14 protein-coding genes are annotated in these 16,504 nt (G+C 65.5%); 6 read left to right on the top strand and 8 right to left on the bottom strand.

Annotated features, from left to right (window positions below; genetic code table 11):
- Positions 1-84: 84 nt before the first annotated feature.
- Positions 85-2,520, bottom strand: coding sequence for an aminopeptidase N (pepN, locus tag QYQ98_RS03860; RefSeq protein ID WP_302007443.1), 2,436 nt, complete (start codon positions 2,518-2,520; stop codon positions 85-87).
- 50 nt (positions 2,521-2,570) lie between these two features.
- On the opposite strand from pepN, the gene QYQ98_RS03855 reads away from it, so the two are divergent.
- From QYQ98_RS03855 to QYQ98_RS03845, 3 genes are all read left to right on the top strand, one after another.
- Positions 2,571-3,185 carry a DsbA family protein gene (locus QYQ98_RS03855; protein WP_302007442.1) on the top strand — a complete coding sequence of 205 codons (615 nt, stop codon included), beginning with the start codon at positions 2,571-2,573 and terminating at the stop codon, positions 3,183-3,185.
- Positions 3,186-3,250: 65 nt separating this feature from the next.
- Positions 3,251-3,739, top strand: a complete 489-nt coding sequence (locus QYQ98_RS03850) for a ribose-5-phosphate isomerase (protein ID WP_302007440.1) — start codon at positions 3,251-3,253, stop codon at positions 3,737-3,739.
- A 320-nt stretch (positions 3,740-4,059) separates the two neighbouring features.
- Positions 4,060-4,839: a hypothetical protein gene (locus QYQ98_RS03845; RefSeq protein ID WP_302007439.1), complete on the top strand. Its 780-nt coding sequence runs from the start codon at positions 4,060-4,062 to the stop codon at positions 4,837-4,839.
- 1 nt (position 4,840) lies between these two features.
- Here QYQ98_RS03845 and QYQ98_RS03840 read toward each other — a convergent pair whose 3' ends face one another.
- Genes QYQ98_RS03840 through QYQ98_RS03825 form a run of 4 tightly spaced genes read right to left on the bottom strand, consistent with a single transcriptional unit; the run spans position 4,841 to position 8,887 of the window.
- A complete protein-coding gene (locus QYQ98_RS03840; protein ID WP_302007438.1) occupies positions 4,841-5,866 on the bottom strand; it encodes a dienelactone hydrolase family protein in 1,026 nt (341 codons plus the stop codon).
- Between the two features lie 44 nt (positions 5,867-5,910).
- Positions 5,911-7,143, bottom strand: coding sequence for a glycosyltransferase family 2 protein (locus tag QYQ98_RS03835; RefSeq protein WP_302007437.1), 1,233 nt, complete (start codon positions 7,141-7,143; stop codon positions 5,911-5,913).
- Entirely contained in the window at positions 7,092-8,042 is a 951-nt protein-coding gene (locus QYQ98_RS03830) for a glycosyltransferase family 1 protein (protein WP_302007436.1), read from the bottom strand. The genes QYQ98_RS03835 and QYQ98_RS03830 overlap by 52 nt, the downstream gene beginning before the upstream one ends.
- Positions 8,039-8,887, bottom strand: coding sequence for a WcbI family polysaccharide biosynthesis putative acetyltransferase (locus QYQ98_RS03825; RefSeq protein ID WP_302007435.1), 849 nt, complete (start codon positions 8,885-8,887; stop codon positions 8,039-8,041). Before QYQ98_RS03825 ends, QYQ98_RS03830 begins: the two co-directional genes overlap by 4 nt.
- 145 nt (positions 8,888-9,032) lie before the next feature.
- On the opposite strand from QYQ98_RS03825, the gene QYQ98_RS03820 reads away from it, so the two are divergent.
- Genes QYQ98_RS03820 through QYQ98_RS10080 form a run of 3 tightly spaced genes read left to right on the top strand, consistent with a single transcriptional unit; the run spans position 9,033 to position 12,900 of the window.
- Positions 9,033-10,004 carry a glycosyltransferase gene (locus tag QYQ98_RS03820; protein WP_302007434.1) on the top strand — a complete coding sequence of 324 codons (972 nt, stop codon included), beginning with the start codon at positions 9,033-9,035 and terminating at the stop codon, positions 10,002-10,004.
- Positions 10,001-11,104, top strand: a complete 1,104-nt coding sequence (locus QYQ98_RS03815; RefSeq protein ID WP_302007433.1) for a glycosyltransferase family 4 protein — start codon at positions 10,001-10,003, stop codon at positions 11,102-11,104. The genes QYQ98_RS03820 and QYQ98_RS03815 overlap by 4 nt, the downstream gene beginning before the upstream one ends.
- Positions 11,101-12,900, top strand: a complete 1,800-nt coding sequence (locus tag QYQ98_RS10080) for a galactosyltransferase-related protein (protein WP_367881638.1) — start codon at positions 11,101-11,103, stop codon at positions 12,898-12,900. The genes QYQ98_RS03815 and QYQ98_RS10080 overlap by 4 nt, the downstream gene beginning before the upstream one ends.
- Here the strand turns inward: QYQ98_RS10080 and QYQ98_RS03800 are convergent.
- Genes QYQ98_RS03800 through QYQ98_RS03790 form a run of 3 tightly spaced genes read right to left on the bottom strand, consistent with a single transcriptional unit; the run spans position 12,897 to position 16,459 of the window.
- Complete coding sequence (locus QYQ98_RS03800) at positions 12,897-14,150, bottom strand: Dyp-type peroxidase (protein ID WP_302007432.1); 1,254 nt, start codon at positions 14,148-14,150, stop codon at positions 12,897-12,899. The genes QYQ98_RS10080 and QYQ98_RS03800 overlap by 4 nt on opposite strands.
- Positions 14,151-15,413, bottom strand: coding sequence for an iron uptake system protein EfeO (efeO, locus tag QYQ98_RS03795; protein ID WP_302007431.1), 1,263 nt, complete (start codon positions 15,411-15,413; stop codon positions 14,151-14,153).
- Positions 15,410-16,459 (bottom strand): FTR1 family protein, encoded by a 1,050-nt coding sequence (locus QYQ98_RS03790; RefSeq protein ID WP_302007430.1) that lies wholly within the window; start codon positions 16,457-16,459, stop codon positions 15,410-15,412. The genes efeO and QYQ98_RS03790 overlap by 4 nt, the downstream gene beginning before the upstream one ends.
- Positions 16,460-16,504 lie beyond the last annotated feature (45 nt).

Genomic DNA, 16,504 nt, shown 5'->3' with positions numbered 1-16,504 from the left:
GAAACCCCAGCTCAGGTTTTCGCGGTGTCATCTAGATCCACGGTCAGGTCCACGGTTCCACGGTGAGGTCCGCGGTTCCCCGCCCTAAATCGCGGCTGCGTCCACCACCCGGTTCCGCAGCGCCCGCGCGACGCGGTCCTGGCCCTCAGTAATGATGCGGCGCAGCCCCGCCGGCATGTCCTTGCCGAGGAACTCGTCGGCCTTGGCGATCGCTTCCTCCGACACATCCCACAGCGGGTACATGCCCTCGAGCGTGCGCTGCGCCATCTCGTTGGTCAAACGGTCCCACAGCTGCGGCGCGACACGGAAATACTCGTCGGTCAAGCCCTCGAGGCCCTCGCGCGTGAAGGTCAGCCCGTCCATCAGGTAGCGGGATTCAAGGTTGGTCAGATCCTCGCTGACCAGCTTCTCCCACGCCCATCGCTTATCGACGCTCGCCCGCGCCCTCAACCGCGACACCGCCCCCTCCGAGGAGGAGTCCTTCTCCTCCTCGGCAGCCGAAAGCGGCAACTCTCCCGCCGCAATGAGGTTGGTCAGCGCCAACCAGCGAGTCTCCTGGTTGCGTGCGGGATCAGCCGGATCGGCAGTGCGCTCAAGCAGGTCCCTGAAGTGGTCCACCGTCTCCTTTTCCGGGGTGAGGCGGGCAAGGGCACGGTCGAAGACGACAGCTGGCTCGGCGCCGCGGAACGCGGTGTTGAGCAAGGCCATGCCCTCGGCGCGCCAGTCATCCGCGACGTATTGCTTGACTGCCTGCGTGGCCTGGGCGAGCAAGCGTTCCTGCACACTCGGGTGGGTCTCCTGCCCGGCGAAGCGCGCGACCAGTTGCACGAACTGGCGGGCGGGCACGAAGCCGTCGCGCACCGATTCCCACAGCGACGACCACACGAGTGTGCGCGCCAAGGAATCCTCGATCTCGCCGAGGTGCTCCAGCGCGAACCGCTGGTGCTCCTCCGTCAAACCCATCAGGCAGTAGGTGAGGTCGTCGTCGTTGACCAGCGCGAGGTCGTGGTCCACTCCCGCCAGCTCGGGAACCTCGGTGCGCTCACCGGCGACATCGAGCTCGACTTGCTTGATGCGGGTGACGGAGCCGTCGATAAGCGAATACAGCCCGACACGAACGCGGTGCGTACGCATGACCTCGGACTCCTGCACGACGGCGAAGCTGTCCGGGGTGATCTCCGGACGGAGGCGGGACACGCCCGTGGTGCGCAACCACTGTTGCGCCCAGTCGGACAAGTCGCGGCCGGAGGCCTCCTCGAGCGCGCCGAGCAAGTCCGCGAACTCGGCGTTGGAATAGGCGTGGTTGTCGAAGTGCGTGCGCACCCCGGCGAAGAATTCCTCGTAGCCGACGTACGCCTGGAGCTGCTTGAGCACGCTGGCGCCCTTGGCGTAAGTGATGCCGTCGAAATTCTGCTCGGCGGTCTCGATGTCGGGTGCGTCCGCCGCGATCGGGTGCGTCGACGGGAGCTGGTCCTGGTTATACGCCCACGCCTTCTCCACCGAGGCGAACGTGGTCCACGCCTCCGGGTACTCGCCGATGCCCACCTGGGCTGCCGCCGCGGACCAGGTGGCGAATGACTCGTTGAGCCACAGATCGTCCCACCACTTCATGGTGACCAAGTCGCCGAACCACATGTGGGCCATCTCGTGGAGAATGGTGTCGTTGCGGCGCTCGAGGCGGTAGGGAGTCGGCTCGGAGGTGAAGACGTACTCGTCGCGGTACGTCACCGCGCCGACGTGCTCCATCGCGCCCATGTTGTACTCCGGGCAGAAGATCTGGTCGTATTTGTCGCCGAATGGGTAAGCGCGACCGAATTTCTCGTGGTAGAAGTCGAAGCCGTTCTTCGTCTGCGCGAACAGCCGCTCCGAGTCCATGTGCGGAATGAGGCTCGCGCGGGCGTACAGGCCCAGCTCGATTGTCCGCTCTTCACCGTTGTCGGTGCAGGTGTATGTGTCGGTGACGCGCTCGAATTCGCCGGCGCACACGCAAATGAGGTACGTCGACAGCGGATAATCGATCGTCGTGCTGGTGGTGGCAGTGCCATCGCCGTTGTCGGTGCGCTGCACAGCCTCGTTGAGAACGACGACATGTCGCTCCGGTGCGGTCACTGAGATCTCATACGTCGCCTTGAGGTCGGGCTGGTCGAAGCACGCGAACGTGCGCATCGCCATCGCCGGCTCGAACTGGGTGTACAAATAATCTTTGCCGTCAGCCGGGTCGGTGAATTTGTGCAGGCCCTCACCGGTGCGGGAATAGGAGTGGGTGGAGGTGACCACCAGCTCGTGGGGGCCGGGGGAAAGAGGGAGGGAGCGGCCGTCGATAAGCGTGCCGTCGAGCGTTGCCTCGAAGCTGTCCGCGACGAGGTCGAAGAATGTCTCTCCCTCTTTTGATTCAAACGTGACCCTCGTGCGGGCGGTGAAGGTGTCCGTGCCGGTGATGTCCAGCGCGATGCTGTAATGCACCCCGCTGATCAACTCGGCGCGGTGTTGAGCATCGGATCGCAGCAAATTCGTCTTCATGCAAACCAACGTACCGTTGGAGGCGTTACCAATTTCTAGAGGAGTGGATTATGACCGAGCAAGTGACTTTCTGGTTCGACGTGGCGTGCCCGTTCTGCTGGCAGACCTCGCGCTGGATGAAGGAAGTGGAGAAGGTCCGCGACGTGAACGTCGAATGGATCCCCATGTCCCTGTCCGTGCTCAACGACGGCGCCGACATCCCCGCCGACTACGCCAAGGCGATGGAAGCGAACTGGGGGCCGGCGCGCGTCTTCGCAAAGGTGAAGGCAGAGGCACCGGAGAAGATCGACGAGCTGTACACCGCCATGGGCACCCTCGTGCACCCCGGCGGCGAGGGCGGCAAGAAAGGTTACGGCGCCTACGACGAGATCATCTCTAAGGCTCTCGACAAGGTCGGGCTCGATGCCTCCTACGCCGACGTGGCGAACACCGAGGAGTACGACGAGCAGCTGCGTGGCTTCCACCAGGGCGCGATGGACGCTGTCGGCGACGAGGTGGGCACCCCGGTGATCAAGCTGGGCGACACCGCCTTTTTCGGCCCCGTGATCACCCGCGTGCCGGAAGGCGAGGAAGCCGGCAAGCTCTTCGACCACGCCGTGGGCCTGGCCGAGTTCCCGTACTTCTTCGAGCTCAAGCGTTCCCGCACCGAGGCGCCGCAGGTCTAAATCGTTCCGGTGCGGCCCGCGCCGGCGCGGGATGTGCGACGTGAAGTTCCCGTAGGCTGGGCGCCATGCGTATTTACCTAGGAGCGGACCACGCCGGATTCGAGCGGAAGAACCAGATTGCCGAGCACCTCAAGGCTAAGGGCTTCGAGGTGATCGACTGCGGCGCACACGAGTACGATGCCGCGGACGACTACCCGGCGTTCTGCATTGCCGCCGCCGAGAGGACCGTCGCCGACCCGTCCTCGCTGGGCATCGTCCTAGGCGGTTCGGGCAACGGCGAGCAGATCGCCGCGAACAAGGTGAAGGGTGCCCGCTGCGCTCTCGCGTGGTCTGTTGAGACTGCGCAGCTCGCGCGCGAGCACAATAACGCCCAGCTCATCGGCATCGGCGGCCGGATGCACTCGCTCGAGGAGGCCCTGGCTATCGTCGACGCTTTCGTCGGCATCGGCCCGGACCACCAGGTGGAGGAGCGCCACCAGCGCCGCATCGACATCCTCGCCCGCTACGAGGAGACCGGCGAGACCGAGGCGATCCCGGCACCGAAGACGCTGTAGTTCCGCGCTAGTTCCGCGCTGCTTCGCCTGACCCGCTCTCCGGAGCGGGTTTTTCGGGTTTCCGGTCGTTTTTCGGTGGTTTTCGATGGGCGCTGAGGTTGAGTTAGTCCCGTCGTGCTCAGCGCGGTTAGTCCCGTCCGAGATGGGCTCCCCAAAAGGCCAGGTCGGCTGTGGCTGGTGTGGCGCCACACTGCAACGGGACTAACTTCACCTATGGGGGGCGAAAGTGTCCACTCAAATGGACACTCTTTCCTCACGCGACCGCCCTAGAAGAGGAATCATTGGAAAGTGTGAGGGGGAAACACAGCAAACAACAGGGGATGAGCCTGGAAGAGATTCGGCAGATCGCAGCCGTCTTTCCCCGTGCGGCAGCTACGGGACCAGCTGCCGCGCTCGCACTGGGGCTTCCCACCTTGGGGTGGGTGGAGGCGGTGGACCTGCGGTATCTGTCGGGGGCGAAACCGGGAAAGCAGCCGAAAGACCCACGAGTGATCTATCGCAGCGGACGGTTGAATCCTGACCTCGTCCAAGAACGCAATGGCATTGCGACTGTGCATCCAATCCAGGTGCTGTTCGACATCTACCGCTACTACGGACGTCGCGAGGCGCTGGTGCCGTTGGAGCATCTGCGTTTTCACCAGCGCATTTCGCAGGAAACGTTGCTGGATGCGATCAAAAGCAAGTTACCCAGGGCTAACGGGATCCGGGGGTTTGAGGGACTGGTGCGATGGAGCGCGGGGACATCGCAAAGCCCGTTGGAGACGATCGGCCGCGACGCGGTGTTACGGGCGAATATCCCAGAGTTAGAGAAGATCGAGTTTCAGGTGGCGTTTGAATATGCCGGGCCGTTCGGTGAGTATTGCCGGGCGGTCGTTGACATGCTGATCAACGGGTGGCTCGTCGTTGAGCTTGACGGTCGGCTCAAATACGAGGGCACGTACGGAGCCCCCACGGACGTGATGCTTGCGGAGTTGGAGCGCCAGAAGCAGCTGCAGAGTCTGGGACTCACCGTGATCCGTGCGGGGTGGCGCGACGTGATGCGCGGGAAACTCATCGGGGATATCCGCCGCCTTCTGCGCGCCTACCGCCGAACTGCGTGAGCTAGCCGTGCCACTGCGCGAGCCGCTCGCGCAGTATCCTCTCCGTGTCGTCGTGGGCGGCTCGGTTTCCCTCGGCTGTGCCACCGAACATGATCTGCCAGCCGTTCGGCATCTCCTCGGAATTGGGGAAGTACGCGAAAATATGCCCGGCACGGGGGTAGACGTGTGCCTCGATGTTCCCGCCCTGCTCCGCTAGCGCACGGGCCGCGACATCGGACTGCCACATCTGGTCGTCTTCGCCGCCGAAGAGCAGAACATTCCCGTCGAAATTGCTCAGATTGATGCGCGCACTATCGTCCGAATTCTTTGCCGCGCTTTCATATGTTGAGCGGTAGGAGACCGGGTATTTCGTGGCCATGTCCCACATGACTTTCGCGCCTGCAGTAATGGAGGCCTTCCTGAAGGACGCCCATTCAACCGGCTTGCCGCGGCTGGTGAAGGAGGGCAGGTCCTCGCCGCTGGAGAAATCCAGGCCACTGTACGAATAGTGGCCCGGTGCGAAAGCCACCACATTATCGACGGCGAATCCCTTAGCAGCGAGCAGCTCCGCGAATTCAGCGCCTTTCGACGTGCCAATCACCGTTACCGGCCCTTCATCCTCGGCATTCTCTTTGATGTAGTCCCTGACTTCGTCGAATTGGTCCAGCGGAACATTGGCGAGAGATGGTGCCTGGTTGGGCTGGCCGAAGAAGAACAGGCTGAGGACTTCGTAGCCGTCGTCGGCAAGCGCCGATGCCCGGTCGTAGTCCGGGGACCCCTCCGATCCGCCGTAGACCACGATGACGCCTTTGTGCTTCTTCTCCTCTGGGCGGAAGTGGAAGCCGTTGAGATACTTGCCCTCGATCGCGGCTATCCGGTCCGAGGTTGCGTAGGAGGATTTGTCGTCGCTGAAGCTCTCGTCGTTCAAGCTGGTGATCGGGTACTCATGTCCGTTGAATGCGCGCAGGCCAAGCACCACGAGCACCAGCACTAGCAGGGCAGCCAGCACCCAGAGCAGGACTTTTCCGAAGGCCTTGAGGGTTTTCACGGTCTGACTATCTCATCTTCAATAAGGCAGGGCAAACCCTAGTTCTACCAGCCAGCGAAGCGGCGCTCGAGGCGGACCGGTCCGTCAAAGAGCGAAAGGCCGAATTCGGCGAGGGAGCTGTCGGACCCGTCGAGCGTGCGGGGGAGGGTACGCAGAATGCGTGAGCGGTGCGAGCGGATGGTCAGCGTCGGGGAAGTCGAGGAATGTGAGGGGGAGAGCTGGACGAATAAACCGTCTTTCGTCTCGCGGAGCAAGCGGTGGAACCGCTCGGCGCTGTCGAGGACGAAGGCGCCGTCGACATCGACTGAGATGCGGTGGTCTGAGATGGAGCTGTAGCCGGTGGCGGGATAGAGGCGCACGCGGGGATCTGTCCGGAAGAGATCGGGGATGTCCAGGGCGGAGTTGAGATAAATGGTGGCGTCGAGGGCGAGCCAGGAGCTGACCACCAGCTCGAGGACACCGGGGCTGTCGAATTCGGGGTGGTGGGCGAGGTACACGCTGAGATCCGTGGTGCCAAAGCGGACACCGGACGGGCGTGCGATGGGATGCGTGATGCGGTGGGCGAGGGCCGTGGTCTCCACATTCTTCACACGCGCTTCCTCTGCGGGGTCGGGGAAGCGGCCGCCGAAATCGTCCTCGTCGTGGACGGCGACAGCGGCGGGTTCGTGAACGAAGGTCGCGCCGGCATTCCAGGCGCGGAACCCGAATTCCCAGTCCTCGCCGCCGTAGCCGATAAAGGAGCCGTCGAAACCGCCGATGCGCTCGAAGAAGTCCCTCGAGCAGGTGAGCACGGAGGAGATGATGAAACGCCAGGAGGTGTCGTCGGGGGTGGAGAGGTGGTGGGTGGTAGACCAGGCGTCGATAAGCCATTGGGGCTCGGTGCGTGACGGTCCTGTCAGCCGGGTGCCCACGACCACGGCGCGCGAGTCGGCCGCAACGTGGCGTGCGGCCGCGGCGAGGTAGCCGGGTTCGGGGATGGTGTCGCCGTCGAGGAAAGCGAGAATCTCGCCGCGGGCGTGGGACGCGCCGAGGTTGCGTGCGGCCGCGGCGCGGAAGCCGAGGTCGTCTTGGGAGACCACCGTCGCGTCGGGCACGTGGGGGACGTGGTCGGACCCGTCGTCGGCGACGATGATTTCCACCTCGTCGGCAACGTCCTGCGTGCGGACGGCCTCCACGACCCGGGCGAGGTGCTCGGGGGCGTTGTAGTGCGGGATGACGACGCTGATCATGCGCGGGTCTCCCAGAGCGTCTGCCACTGTGCGGCGACGTTCTCCCACGTCCACGATGGTGGGGTGGCCGGGCTGGTCGCAGTGAAGGCGTCGACGGCTGCCCGCCACCCGCCGGGCGCGGGCGGGTCGACGAGCGTGATGCGCCCGGGCAACCAGGTGTCGATCTCGCGGGTGTAATCCGAATCGGTGGCCAGCACGTGCCGGCCGGCCCCCAGCCACGTCATCAGAGAACCGGAGGCGGAGAAGTGCCTATGGGCGCAGACAGGGACGCTGATGCGGCCCATTTCAGCGGCGAGTTCGTCGTCGGTGAGCCAGCCGGTGATCTCCGCGTCCAGTCCAGCGGCTATGGCGCGCTGGAGCAGACCGTCCGCCCAGTCCTCGTGGCCGGAGGATACGGATCCCAAGAAACGCAGGCGGTAATCGGTGCCAGCCAACGCGTCGATGAGGTCCTCGTAGCCCTTACCGGGGTAGAGGAAGCCGAGCACACCCACGGTGCCCGGCTCCGGGGCGAACGTGGATTCCACATGGGGGATGGGCAGGCGCACGACGGAGACGTCGGCGCCGCGGGAACGGAAAAAGCGGGCCTCGTGGTCCGAATTGGCCACAGCAACGCCGCCTGATTCAGCGCAGGCGGAGGCGAGGCGCAGGTAGGCAGGGGCGCGGCGCGCGAACCGTTCCTGGCCTTCTTCCGGCTGGGGAATGTCGTGGAAGCTGACGCTGAAGGGGCGCTGTCCGGCGCGGGCGAGCAGATTGTCCACGGCGGCGTCCGGGCTGGGGCCGAAGAGGTGGTCGGTGAACGTGGTGTGGATGAAGCCGGCCGGAAGCGGCGCACCGCTGAACTCTTCTTCCCGGATGACGGGGGCATCAGCCACCGCAGCGAGGGCCAGCGCGTACTCCGTCACGCCGTGCCCGTCGGGCCCGACAACGAGGTGAGCGGGCTGGCTCATCGCAGCAGCTCCAGCGCCTCGATGCGCTCGGCGTGGCGTTCCAGCCCGTGCTGGACCAGCGCCGGGCGTGCACGGAAATGCGCCAGCTGGGCGGCGACGATCTCGTCCCAGGGGATCTCCCCGGCGCCGCGACGGGTCCAGGTGGTGCGTTCGGGCACGTCGGCGCCCAGGGCGGAGGCGGCGTGGGCGTCGATGGGAGCGTCGAGCTCGCCGAGCATCTCGTAGTCGGGCAATTCGATGTCCCCGCCCAAACCGAGAGTCTCACGGGCGCGGGAGGCAACGACAGCGAGAGTCGCGTTGTCGGGGTGGTTCACGGTGTGCCAAACAGGCGCGGTTTCCAGGTAGTCGGACACCAGCACCGAGCCATGGCGCTGCTCGCGGGAGCGGAGCTGCTCCACAGACATGTCGGCGGTCCGGCGGTACGCCTCGGCGGCGGGGCGGTGGGAGACAGGCTCATCCAGGCCGCGCGCGGCGGCGGCCAGGATGCGTAGGTCGTGGTACGGGATCACCGGCGGGTCCTGAGAGGAGTCCGCCGGGTCGCGGATGATGGCCTGGTAGGGCATGAGGCCGTCGTAACGCAGGACAGGCACGATCACGTGGCGCGCGCCGCGGGGCAGCTGCGCCAGCGTCTGCGAGGTGCCCACGGGCAGACCGCGGTAGTCGTCGCGGATGGGCTGGGTGACCAGGATGTCGGTGCGTGCGAGCATGTCGGCGAACCACTCCATGTCCTCCGGTTCGAGCTCGTGAACAGGGGCGATGCGGGTGGACTCGAGGTCCCCGGCGGATGAGATGAGACGGCGCAGGGACTCGGCCTGGCAATTACCGACGACAGTGAGAAACGGCATGGTCCCCCAATATAGCTGCGCAAACAGCAGCGAATCTCGGGCACTGTGCCTATAGGTGCGCGAGCGTTTATATTAGGTACGTAAAACGGGCCGACCCACCTGGGCCGGTCCCAACTATTGCGAGCAGCACGTGAAGGGCGGTGGAATGAAAGTTCTCTCGATCCCTGCGGAACATGTCTACCCGCAGGCGATTAAGCCTGAAGGAGTGAGCTTTCACCCCGACCCCGACATCGACGGCAACTGGTGGCCGCACCCTGCGCTGGAAGCCGAGTGGTGGGACACGCCGCGTGATGTGGATCTAGTGCACATCCACTTCGGGTACGAGCACCGCACCCCGGAGCAGCTCCAAGAGCTGGTGGATGCGCTGCCGGTGCCGCTTGTCGTCACAGTGCACGATCTGGACAATCCGCACCTGTCGGATCCGGTTGACCAGGAACGCCACCGCGCGAATGTGGGGGTGCTCGTCCGCGCTGCCAAGCAGGTGGTCACGCTCACCGAGTCAGCGGCGGCCACCATCGCGCAACGCTACGGGCGGGAGGATGTGGCGGTGGTGGGGCACCCGGCCGTGGTCAAGCAACCGCCCGATGTGGAAGCGGACGCGGATGCCGCGATATTCCTTAAATCGCTGCGAGCCAACGCCGTCGCGGACGCGGACTTCTACCGCGCAATCGCCGCGCGTGTTCCGCTCACCGTGTACATGCACGACGTCGATGCGACCCTTCAGCTCCACAAAGAGCTTTCGCTTATCGACGGCATCACCCCCGTCCGTCACACCCCCATGAACGACCATGAACTGCACCCCGCTGTCGCCTCCCACCGAGTGTGCATTCTGCCGTACGTGCGGGGGACGCACTCTGGCTGGCTGGAGATGTGCCGCGACCTGGGAGTGAGCGTCGCAGTCCCTGATTGCGGCTGCTACGCCGACCAAGCAGACGCGTCCGAGGCTGTGTCGGTGTACCGCACAGGCGACGGCACCGATGCGGGGCGCGCCGCTGCCGAGCTCCTCGCAGCCGGCCCGGTGCCGTACCGCGGCGACCGCGGCGCGCAGCTGCGCGCGATCAAGCAAATTCACGCGGGCATCTACGCGGCCGCACTCGATGCGGGAGAGGGGCGATGACGATCACTCTTCCCGCCGCGGGCGACGTGTTGAGCACCCCGAAATTGCGCATCGCGTTCGTCGCGCCCGCCCGGTACCCTATCCGCGAGCCGTACGCCGGCGGGCTGGAAGCGTTCTGCCACACCATGGTCAAAGCGCTGCGCGAGGAGGGCCACGAGGTGGACTTCTACGCGGCAAAGGGCTCGGACGGCAACGTGAAAGGCTTCGAGCTGCCCGGCGTGGACTGGGGCTCCAACCTCGAACACGCCACGGACACCGGCTACCCGGCCGGCGAAAAGGAGCGCGAGGAGCAGGCGTTCCTGGACCTGCGTGAACACCTCGTGGCGCAGCAGTACGATGTGGTGCACAACAACAGCCTCAGCCCCGCAATGTTCCCCTCGGTGGCCTCTCCGGAGCCGTTGCCGATGCTCACTACGCTGCACACGCCGCAGCTGCCGGAAATCCAGGAGGTGGTGGACGCCGCAGGTGAGCTGGCCGGACGGTTCGCGGCGGTGAGCACCACCACGGCGCGCAGCTGGGACATGCCCTCCCCGGTTGAGGTGATCCCCAACGGTGTGAACGTGCGCCTCTGGGCTGCCGGCCCTGGTGGTGACGGCGCGGTGTGGTTCGGCCGCATCGTCCCGGAGAAGGGCTTGCACCTGGCCATGGACGCGTGCCGTCTGCTCGGCCTGCCGCTCACGATCGCCGGCCGGAAGGGCGACCACGCCTATTTCCAGGAGCAGATCGCCCCGCGGCTCGACGGCCAGCTGATCCGCTGGGTGGGGGAGCTCTCCCACGCGGAGCTGCGCCGCCTTGTTGGCCGCCATGCCGTCTGCGTGGTCACACCGCGTTGGGAGGAACCGTTCGGGCTGGTGGCATTTGAGGCCATGTCGTGCGGCACGCCAGTGGCGGCCTTCGACCGAGGCGGGATGGGCGAACTGCTCGCAGACGCTCCTGCTGTGCTGGTCAAACCGGACGATGTGGTGGGCCTTGCCGGTGCGATCCACCGGGCGCTCCACACTGACCGAGCCAAAGTTCGCGCCTGGGTGGTGGAGAACCACAGTCTGACACAGACGGCGCGACGCTACATCGATCTCTACCGGGAGGTGATTGTGCGGTGAACAAACTCATCGGCATTTATTCGCACCACCACGGCAGCGGGCACATTCAGCGCTGCCGGATGATCCAGCGTGAACTGCACGAATTGGGTTGGGACGCCGCCATCTTGTCCACCGCACCGGGAGCGGATGTGGTGATCGCGGATGACGCGGGCCACGGCCACTCCGGCCGCGCGATGACCGCCGGCGGCACCCTCCACTACGCGCCGTACGGCAACCGCGGGCTGCGGGAACGCTTCGCGGCCGTCGCTTCCTGGGTGGCTGAGAATGATCCGGCGGCGTTCTACGTGGACGTCTCCGCCGAGATGTGCATGTTCCTGCGTCTCATGGGCGTGCCCGTGATCACGCTGGCTATGCCCGGGCTGCGGGATGACCCGCCGCACCAGCTCGCCTACCGCCAGTCCGACGCCATTATCGCCGCGTGGCCGTCCTGGGTGCCGGTGCCGGAGCACATGCGCATGCACTCGGACCGGCTCCACCCGGTCGGCGGGATCACCAGGCTCCAGCGGCCCGATCCGGCGCAGGAACCCGAGCGTGACCCGCACCACGTCGTGGTCATGGCCGGCCAGGGCGGGTCGACGTGGGAGCCGGGGGACTGGGACGCCGTGGCGGCGGCCTGCCCCGACTACCACTTCACGTTCCTGACCGGGGAGAACCGTGTGGACGACCCGACGGAGCTGATCGCCTCTGCGGGCGTCGTGGTGGCCGCGGGCGGCCAGAACTCGATTGCGGACATCGCTCACCTGGGCGCCCCAGCGGTGATCCTCCCGCAGCCGCGGCCGTTCATCGAGCAGAAGACGTCCGCCCAGCTGCTCGCCCGCGAAGGTCTCGCCGTCGTGCCCGCGCGCTTCCCGGCGCCGGAGGAGTGGCCGGGTGTGCTCGCCGCTACACGCGAGCTGAACGCCGACTGGTCCCGCTGGGAGACTGACGGGTCCGCGCGCCGGGCAGCCGAGGTCATCGCTCATGTCGCCGCAGACCCTGCGGACGCGAAGGCGGCGATTGTGACGCTGGCCAACGCGGGTCGCGTCAACCACCTCACCCACCAGGTCAACCTCGCGCCTGAGGGCACGGACCACATCACTGTCGCTCTCGCAGACCACAAGACGCTGGAGAAAGCGGTGCCCAAGAGCCACGTGATTCCCATGGATAGCGATAAGCAGGACACCACCAGCCATCCGAACCTCGCCCGCGCGCGCAACAGGGGAGCGGCCGAGGCGGTCGCGCGCGGTAACGACATCATTGTGTTCCTCGACGCCGATTGCGTCGCGGGCGGGGACTTGGTCCCGCTGTATATGAAGGCGCTCGCGGAGCACCCGGATGCTGTCGTCGCAGGTCCCGTCACCTACATGAAGGAGGGTGAGCTGCGCACCGTGGATCCGGACCCCCACCCGGCGCGGCCGAACCCGCCGGCGGGCGAGGTGCAGCGGGCGGAGGATTACAACCTGTTCTGGTCTCTGTCCTTTGCGTGCACCGCGGGAACGTGGGAGAAGATCGTCGATAGTTTCGGAGGCTTCGACGAAGCGTACTCGGGCTACGGCGGGGAGGACACGGACTTCGCGTGGAACCTGCGCGAGCACGGTATCGACCTTCTGTGGGTCGGCGGCGCCCACGCTTACCACCAGTGGCATCCGGTCTCTTCTCCGCCGTGGGAGCACCTCGACGATATCCTGCGCAACGCCGAGGTCTTCCACAGCAAATGGGGCACGTGGCCGATGGAGGGGTGGCTGCGCGCCTTCGAGGACGCAGGGGCAATCGCGCTTATCGACGGCACCTGGCAGCGCACCCACCCCACCCCTTAGGCGAACATCCCCTCGCCCACGAAGCCTGTCTCGCCCACTCCAGGCGGGACGAGGTATGTGCCGGTGTTGGTGGTCTTGAGGTATTCGAGGAACATCTCGTCCCGCGACATCGACTGGTGCACGGTGGCGAACCGGTCGACGGTGCGCGTGAACGCGATGAAGAATAGCCCCGCGTCAAGCCGCCCTTGGTCGTTGGACCCGTCGACGTAGTTGAACGGGCGGCGCAGCATGCGGATCCCGCCGTTCTGGTCGGGGTGGACGTTGAACAGGTGCGATCCGTGGTCGATGACGGGGCGGCCGCGCTCGTTGGTGGCGCTGAAATCCGGCTCGTCGTATTCGTCAGTGCCGGTCAGCGGTGCGCCGACGACCTTGTCGCGGCCGGTGACGCGCTCCTGCTCTGAAAGCTGCAGGGTGTCCCAGACCTCGATATTCATGGCGATGCGCCGGGCCGTCAGGTACGAGCCACCAGCCGCCCAGGCTTGGGAGGAGTCCGCCGGGATCCACACGTGCTCATCGAGTGCATCGGTGTCCTCGGCGCGGATATTCGCCGTGCCGTCCTTCTGCCCGAAGAGGTTGCGCGGGGTGGTTTCATTGCGCGTGGTCACGGCGGCTTTACCGAAACCGATCTGGGACCAGCGCAGCACTGCGTCCGGCACGGCCAGGCGCGTCAGGTTGCGGATGGCGTGCGTGGCCACTTGAGGGTCGTTGGCGCAGGCCTGAATGCACAGGTCGCCGTCGGACCGCTCGCGGTTGAGGAAGTCGTTGGTCATCGGCGGCATGTCGGTGAACTCGCTGGGCAGCTTGTCCGTCAAACCGAATTGATCGCGGAACAGGCTGCGCCCGAAACCGATAGTTATGGTCAGGGCCGCGGGGCCGAGGTCGTATGCCTCACCGGAGTCATCCGAAGGGAAATTCTCGCCGCCGCCGAACGCGCCCTTCGAGCTGACTTCGCCGCCGAGTGTAAGACGGCGCGCGGCATCGGTCCAGCGGGTGAGAAGGTCGATCAGGTCGTCCCTGTCCGCCTTTTCGTTCATGTCGAAGGCCGCGAAGTGCAGGTTGTTCTGCATCGGGCTGATGATGCCCGCTTGGTGCTCACCGGCGAAGTCGATGATCATCTCCTCGTGCGCGGCGCCGTCGATGTCGCCGCCACGCGAAGAAGAGCCGTCCTCCCGCGAGCATGCGGCGGCAGCGGCCCCAGCGGCGCTCACGCCGCCGAGCGCCAGGAACGAACGCCGGTTGAACTTGCCCATTTAGGACTCATCTCCCGCATCGACATTGAGCCCAAGGACGGTGCCGGTCAGGTTGGACAGCGGCTCGCGCAGGGCGTCCAGGGAACGCGTCAGCTTCGCCTGCTCGCCAGCGTCCACCTGATCGTAGTCGACGAATCCGGTTTCCAGGCTGCCGTACTGGTCGAGGAGCTCTTGGATGTCGTTGAAGCGGGACTCGATGTCGTCGATAAGCTGTTTGCCCTCCTCACCGCGCTCCGCGGCGATGCCCTTGACCATGTCGAAGGCGATGCGGGAACCCTGGATATTTGCCTGGAAATCGTAGAGGTCCTTGTGCGACCACCAGTTCTCCTCGCCGGTGACCTTGGTGGTGGCCACCTCTTCGAGCAGACCCATCGCGCCGTTGGAGACGGTGTCGGCGGTGATGTCCTGGTCCTCGATGAAGTTGTCCGCGTTGACGGTGGTGTTCAGCTGCTCCACATCGGCGATGAGAGTGTCGGCGATCTCGCGGCGGTGCTCCGGCGTGGACGGCTCCCAGCCCTCGCGGGCGGGTGCGCCGTCGGCGTTCTTCGCGTCCTCAGCAGGCGGCCAGAGGTCCTTTTCCATGCGGTGGAAGCCGAGCCACTCCGTGAACGACGGGTCGTCTTCCTTTAACTCGTCGGCCTCGGCGATGTAGTCCACTTCGCGGTAGTCGATGCGGGCGTCGAGAACGCCGAGCGCCTCGGCGACCGGCTCAATGCGCTCGTAGTGCACGCGGGTCGTGGGGTAGAGCGCCTTAGCCTTCTCGTCGTCGCCGGCGGCGTATGCCTCGGCGAATTCCTCGACCTTGGGCAGCAATTCCGCGACCTCGTTCTGGACGAAGGCGACGTAGTTGTCGCGCGCCTCGTTGAAGCGCTTCTCGTCGGATTCGTCGTACTGAATCGGCTCACCGGTCACGGTGAATTCGCTCTGGCCGACGTTGGCCCCGCGCAGGCCGGGCTTGCAGGCTGTGAAGTAGTTGCCCGGCTCGAGTTGCACTGTCAGCTCCGCGGTGGACCCGGGCGCGATGTTCTCGCGCTCGGCAATCACGCGCAACCCGTCGTCGGCGAGCACGTAGAACTCGGTGACGCGCTCACCTTCGTTGGTGATGGAGAAGGTGCTGGTGCCGGATTCCACGGAATCCGTGGCCACCTGGCAGGCGTCTTCTTTCGCCTGGACCTCGATGGCGTCGCCCGAGCTGTTCTCCACGCACCCGGCCAGCGGGAGGGTGAGAGCCACAGCGGCGATCAGGGCAGGGGAGCGCTTCATAGTGGTACCTTTCGTGCGTTTTCTTCGTGAGTCGGGTGGGTGGCGGCCATTTCGCTTTCGCGCTTATCGACGTCTCCTTGCCGCCCCGCCTTCACGTGACCGATGAAGATGGGCACGATGATGGCGATGTACACGCCCCACCCGATGACCTGGAGCCAGGACATCTGGGGCATGAAGCCGGTGAACGCCTGCAACAGCGTGGCGGTGATGCCGGCAGGATCAATGACGCCTTCGAGGTTGAACGCCCACCCGAACGGGAAGGACGCCAGCCAGAACGGGTAGGAATCGAAGCCGGTGAGAACCTCGCCGGTGCGCGGGTGCGTCGGGGCGATGGGCGCGCCGGAGAAGGGGCCGGGGAGGAACTGCGCCTCCTGGAGATCGTGGATGGCGTAGGCGAGAATGCCCGCCGCGACGATGATGAGAAGCGCGCTGGACCACGTGAAGAACGTGCCCAGGTCGAGCTTCAACGCGCCGCGGTAGATCAGCCACCCCATCACAACGGCGATGCCAATGCCCAGGAACGCGCCGGTGACTGCGCTCGGGGTGGTGGTCCAGCCCCAGAGCAGCAGCGTGAGCTCGATGCCTTCGCGGGCGACGGCGACGAACGCGAGCCAGAACATCGCTTGCTTTCCTTTGGCCAGCGCGGTCCCGGTCTTGTCGTCGAGCATGGTGCGCAGCTTGCCGTTCTCGTTGCTCAAGGAGACGATCATGCCGGTGATCATGGCCACTGCGATGAGCGACATGATGCCGCCGATGGCTTCCTGTGCCCGGAACGACAAGCCGTAGCGTCCGAATGTGAACAGGGCGCCGAGCGCGGTGCAGATCACAGCGGCGGAGATCACACCGACCCATACGGTGCGGGATGCTTCTGCGGTTCCGGTGTTCCTGCTGCCGTCGTTTTTGCGGCGTGCGATAGCAGCGAAGAGCATGCCGACGATGAGGGATGCTTCCAAGCCTTCGCGGAGGCCGACCAGGAATGCGGCGATGAACATGACCGGAACTTTCTCGTGTGAACCTTGGCTGGTCCTGATGGCGGTGACCTGCATAAGTTAAGGTCACCTTGACTAGCCAAGGATAACCTTACCTAACGC

It is taken from the genome of Corynebacterium sp. P3-F1 (genome assembly GCF_030503635.1).
Classification (GTDB): Bacteria; Actinomycetota; Actinomycetes; order Mycobacteriales; family Mycobacteriaceae; genus Corynebacterium.
Note: the sequence above shows the minus strand (reverse complement) of the source record. Positions and strands in the feature narration are given on the sequence as shown.

Coding starts and splice junctions, on each gene's coding strand:
- pepN (WP_302007443.1), bottom strand. CDS start 2,520: ATGAAGACGAATTTGCTGCGATCCGATGCTCAACACCGCGCCGAGTTG.
- QYQ98_RS03855 (WP_302007442.1), top strand. CDS start 2,571: ATGACCGAGCAAGTGACTTTCTGGTTCGACGTGGCGTGCCCGTTCTGC.
- QYQ98_RS03850 (WP_302007440.1), top strand. CDS start 3,251: ATGCGTATTTACCTAGGAGCGGACCACGCCGGATTCGAGCGGAAGAAC.
- QYQ98_RS03845 (WP_302007439.1), top strand. CDS start 4,060: ATGAGCCTGGAAGAGATTCGGCAGATCGCAGCCGTCTTTCCCCGTGCG.
- QYQ98_RS03830 (WP_302007436.1), bottom strand. CDS start 8,042: ATGAGCCAGCCCGCTCACCTCGTTGTCGGGCCCGACGGGCACGGCGTG.
- QYQ98_RS03825 (WP_302007435.1), bottom strand. CDS start 8,887: ATGCCGTTTCTCACTGTCGTCGGTAATTGCCAGGCCGAGTCCCTGCGC.
- QYQ98_RS03820 (WP_302007434.1), top strand. CDS start 9,033: ATGAAAGTTCTCTCGATCCCTGCGGAACATGTCTACCCGCAGGCGATT.
- QYQ98_RS03815 (WP_302007433.1), top strand. CDS start 10,001: ATGACGATCACTCTTCCCGCCGCGGGCGACGTGTTGAGCACCCCGAAA.
- QYQ98_RS03800 (WP_302007432.1), bottom strand. CDS start 14,150: ATGGGCAAGTTCAACCGGCGTTCGTTCCTGGCGCTCGGCGGCGTGAGC.
- efeO (WP_302007431.1), bottom strand. CDS start 15,413: ATGAAGCGCTCCCCTGCCCTGATCGCCGCTGTGGCTCTCACCCTCCCG.
- QYQ98_RS03790 (WP_302007430.1), bottom strand. CDS start 16,459: ATGCAGGTCACCGCCATCAGGACCAGCCAAGGTTCACACGAGAAAGTT.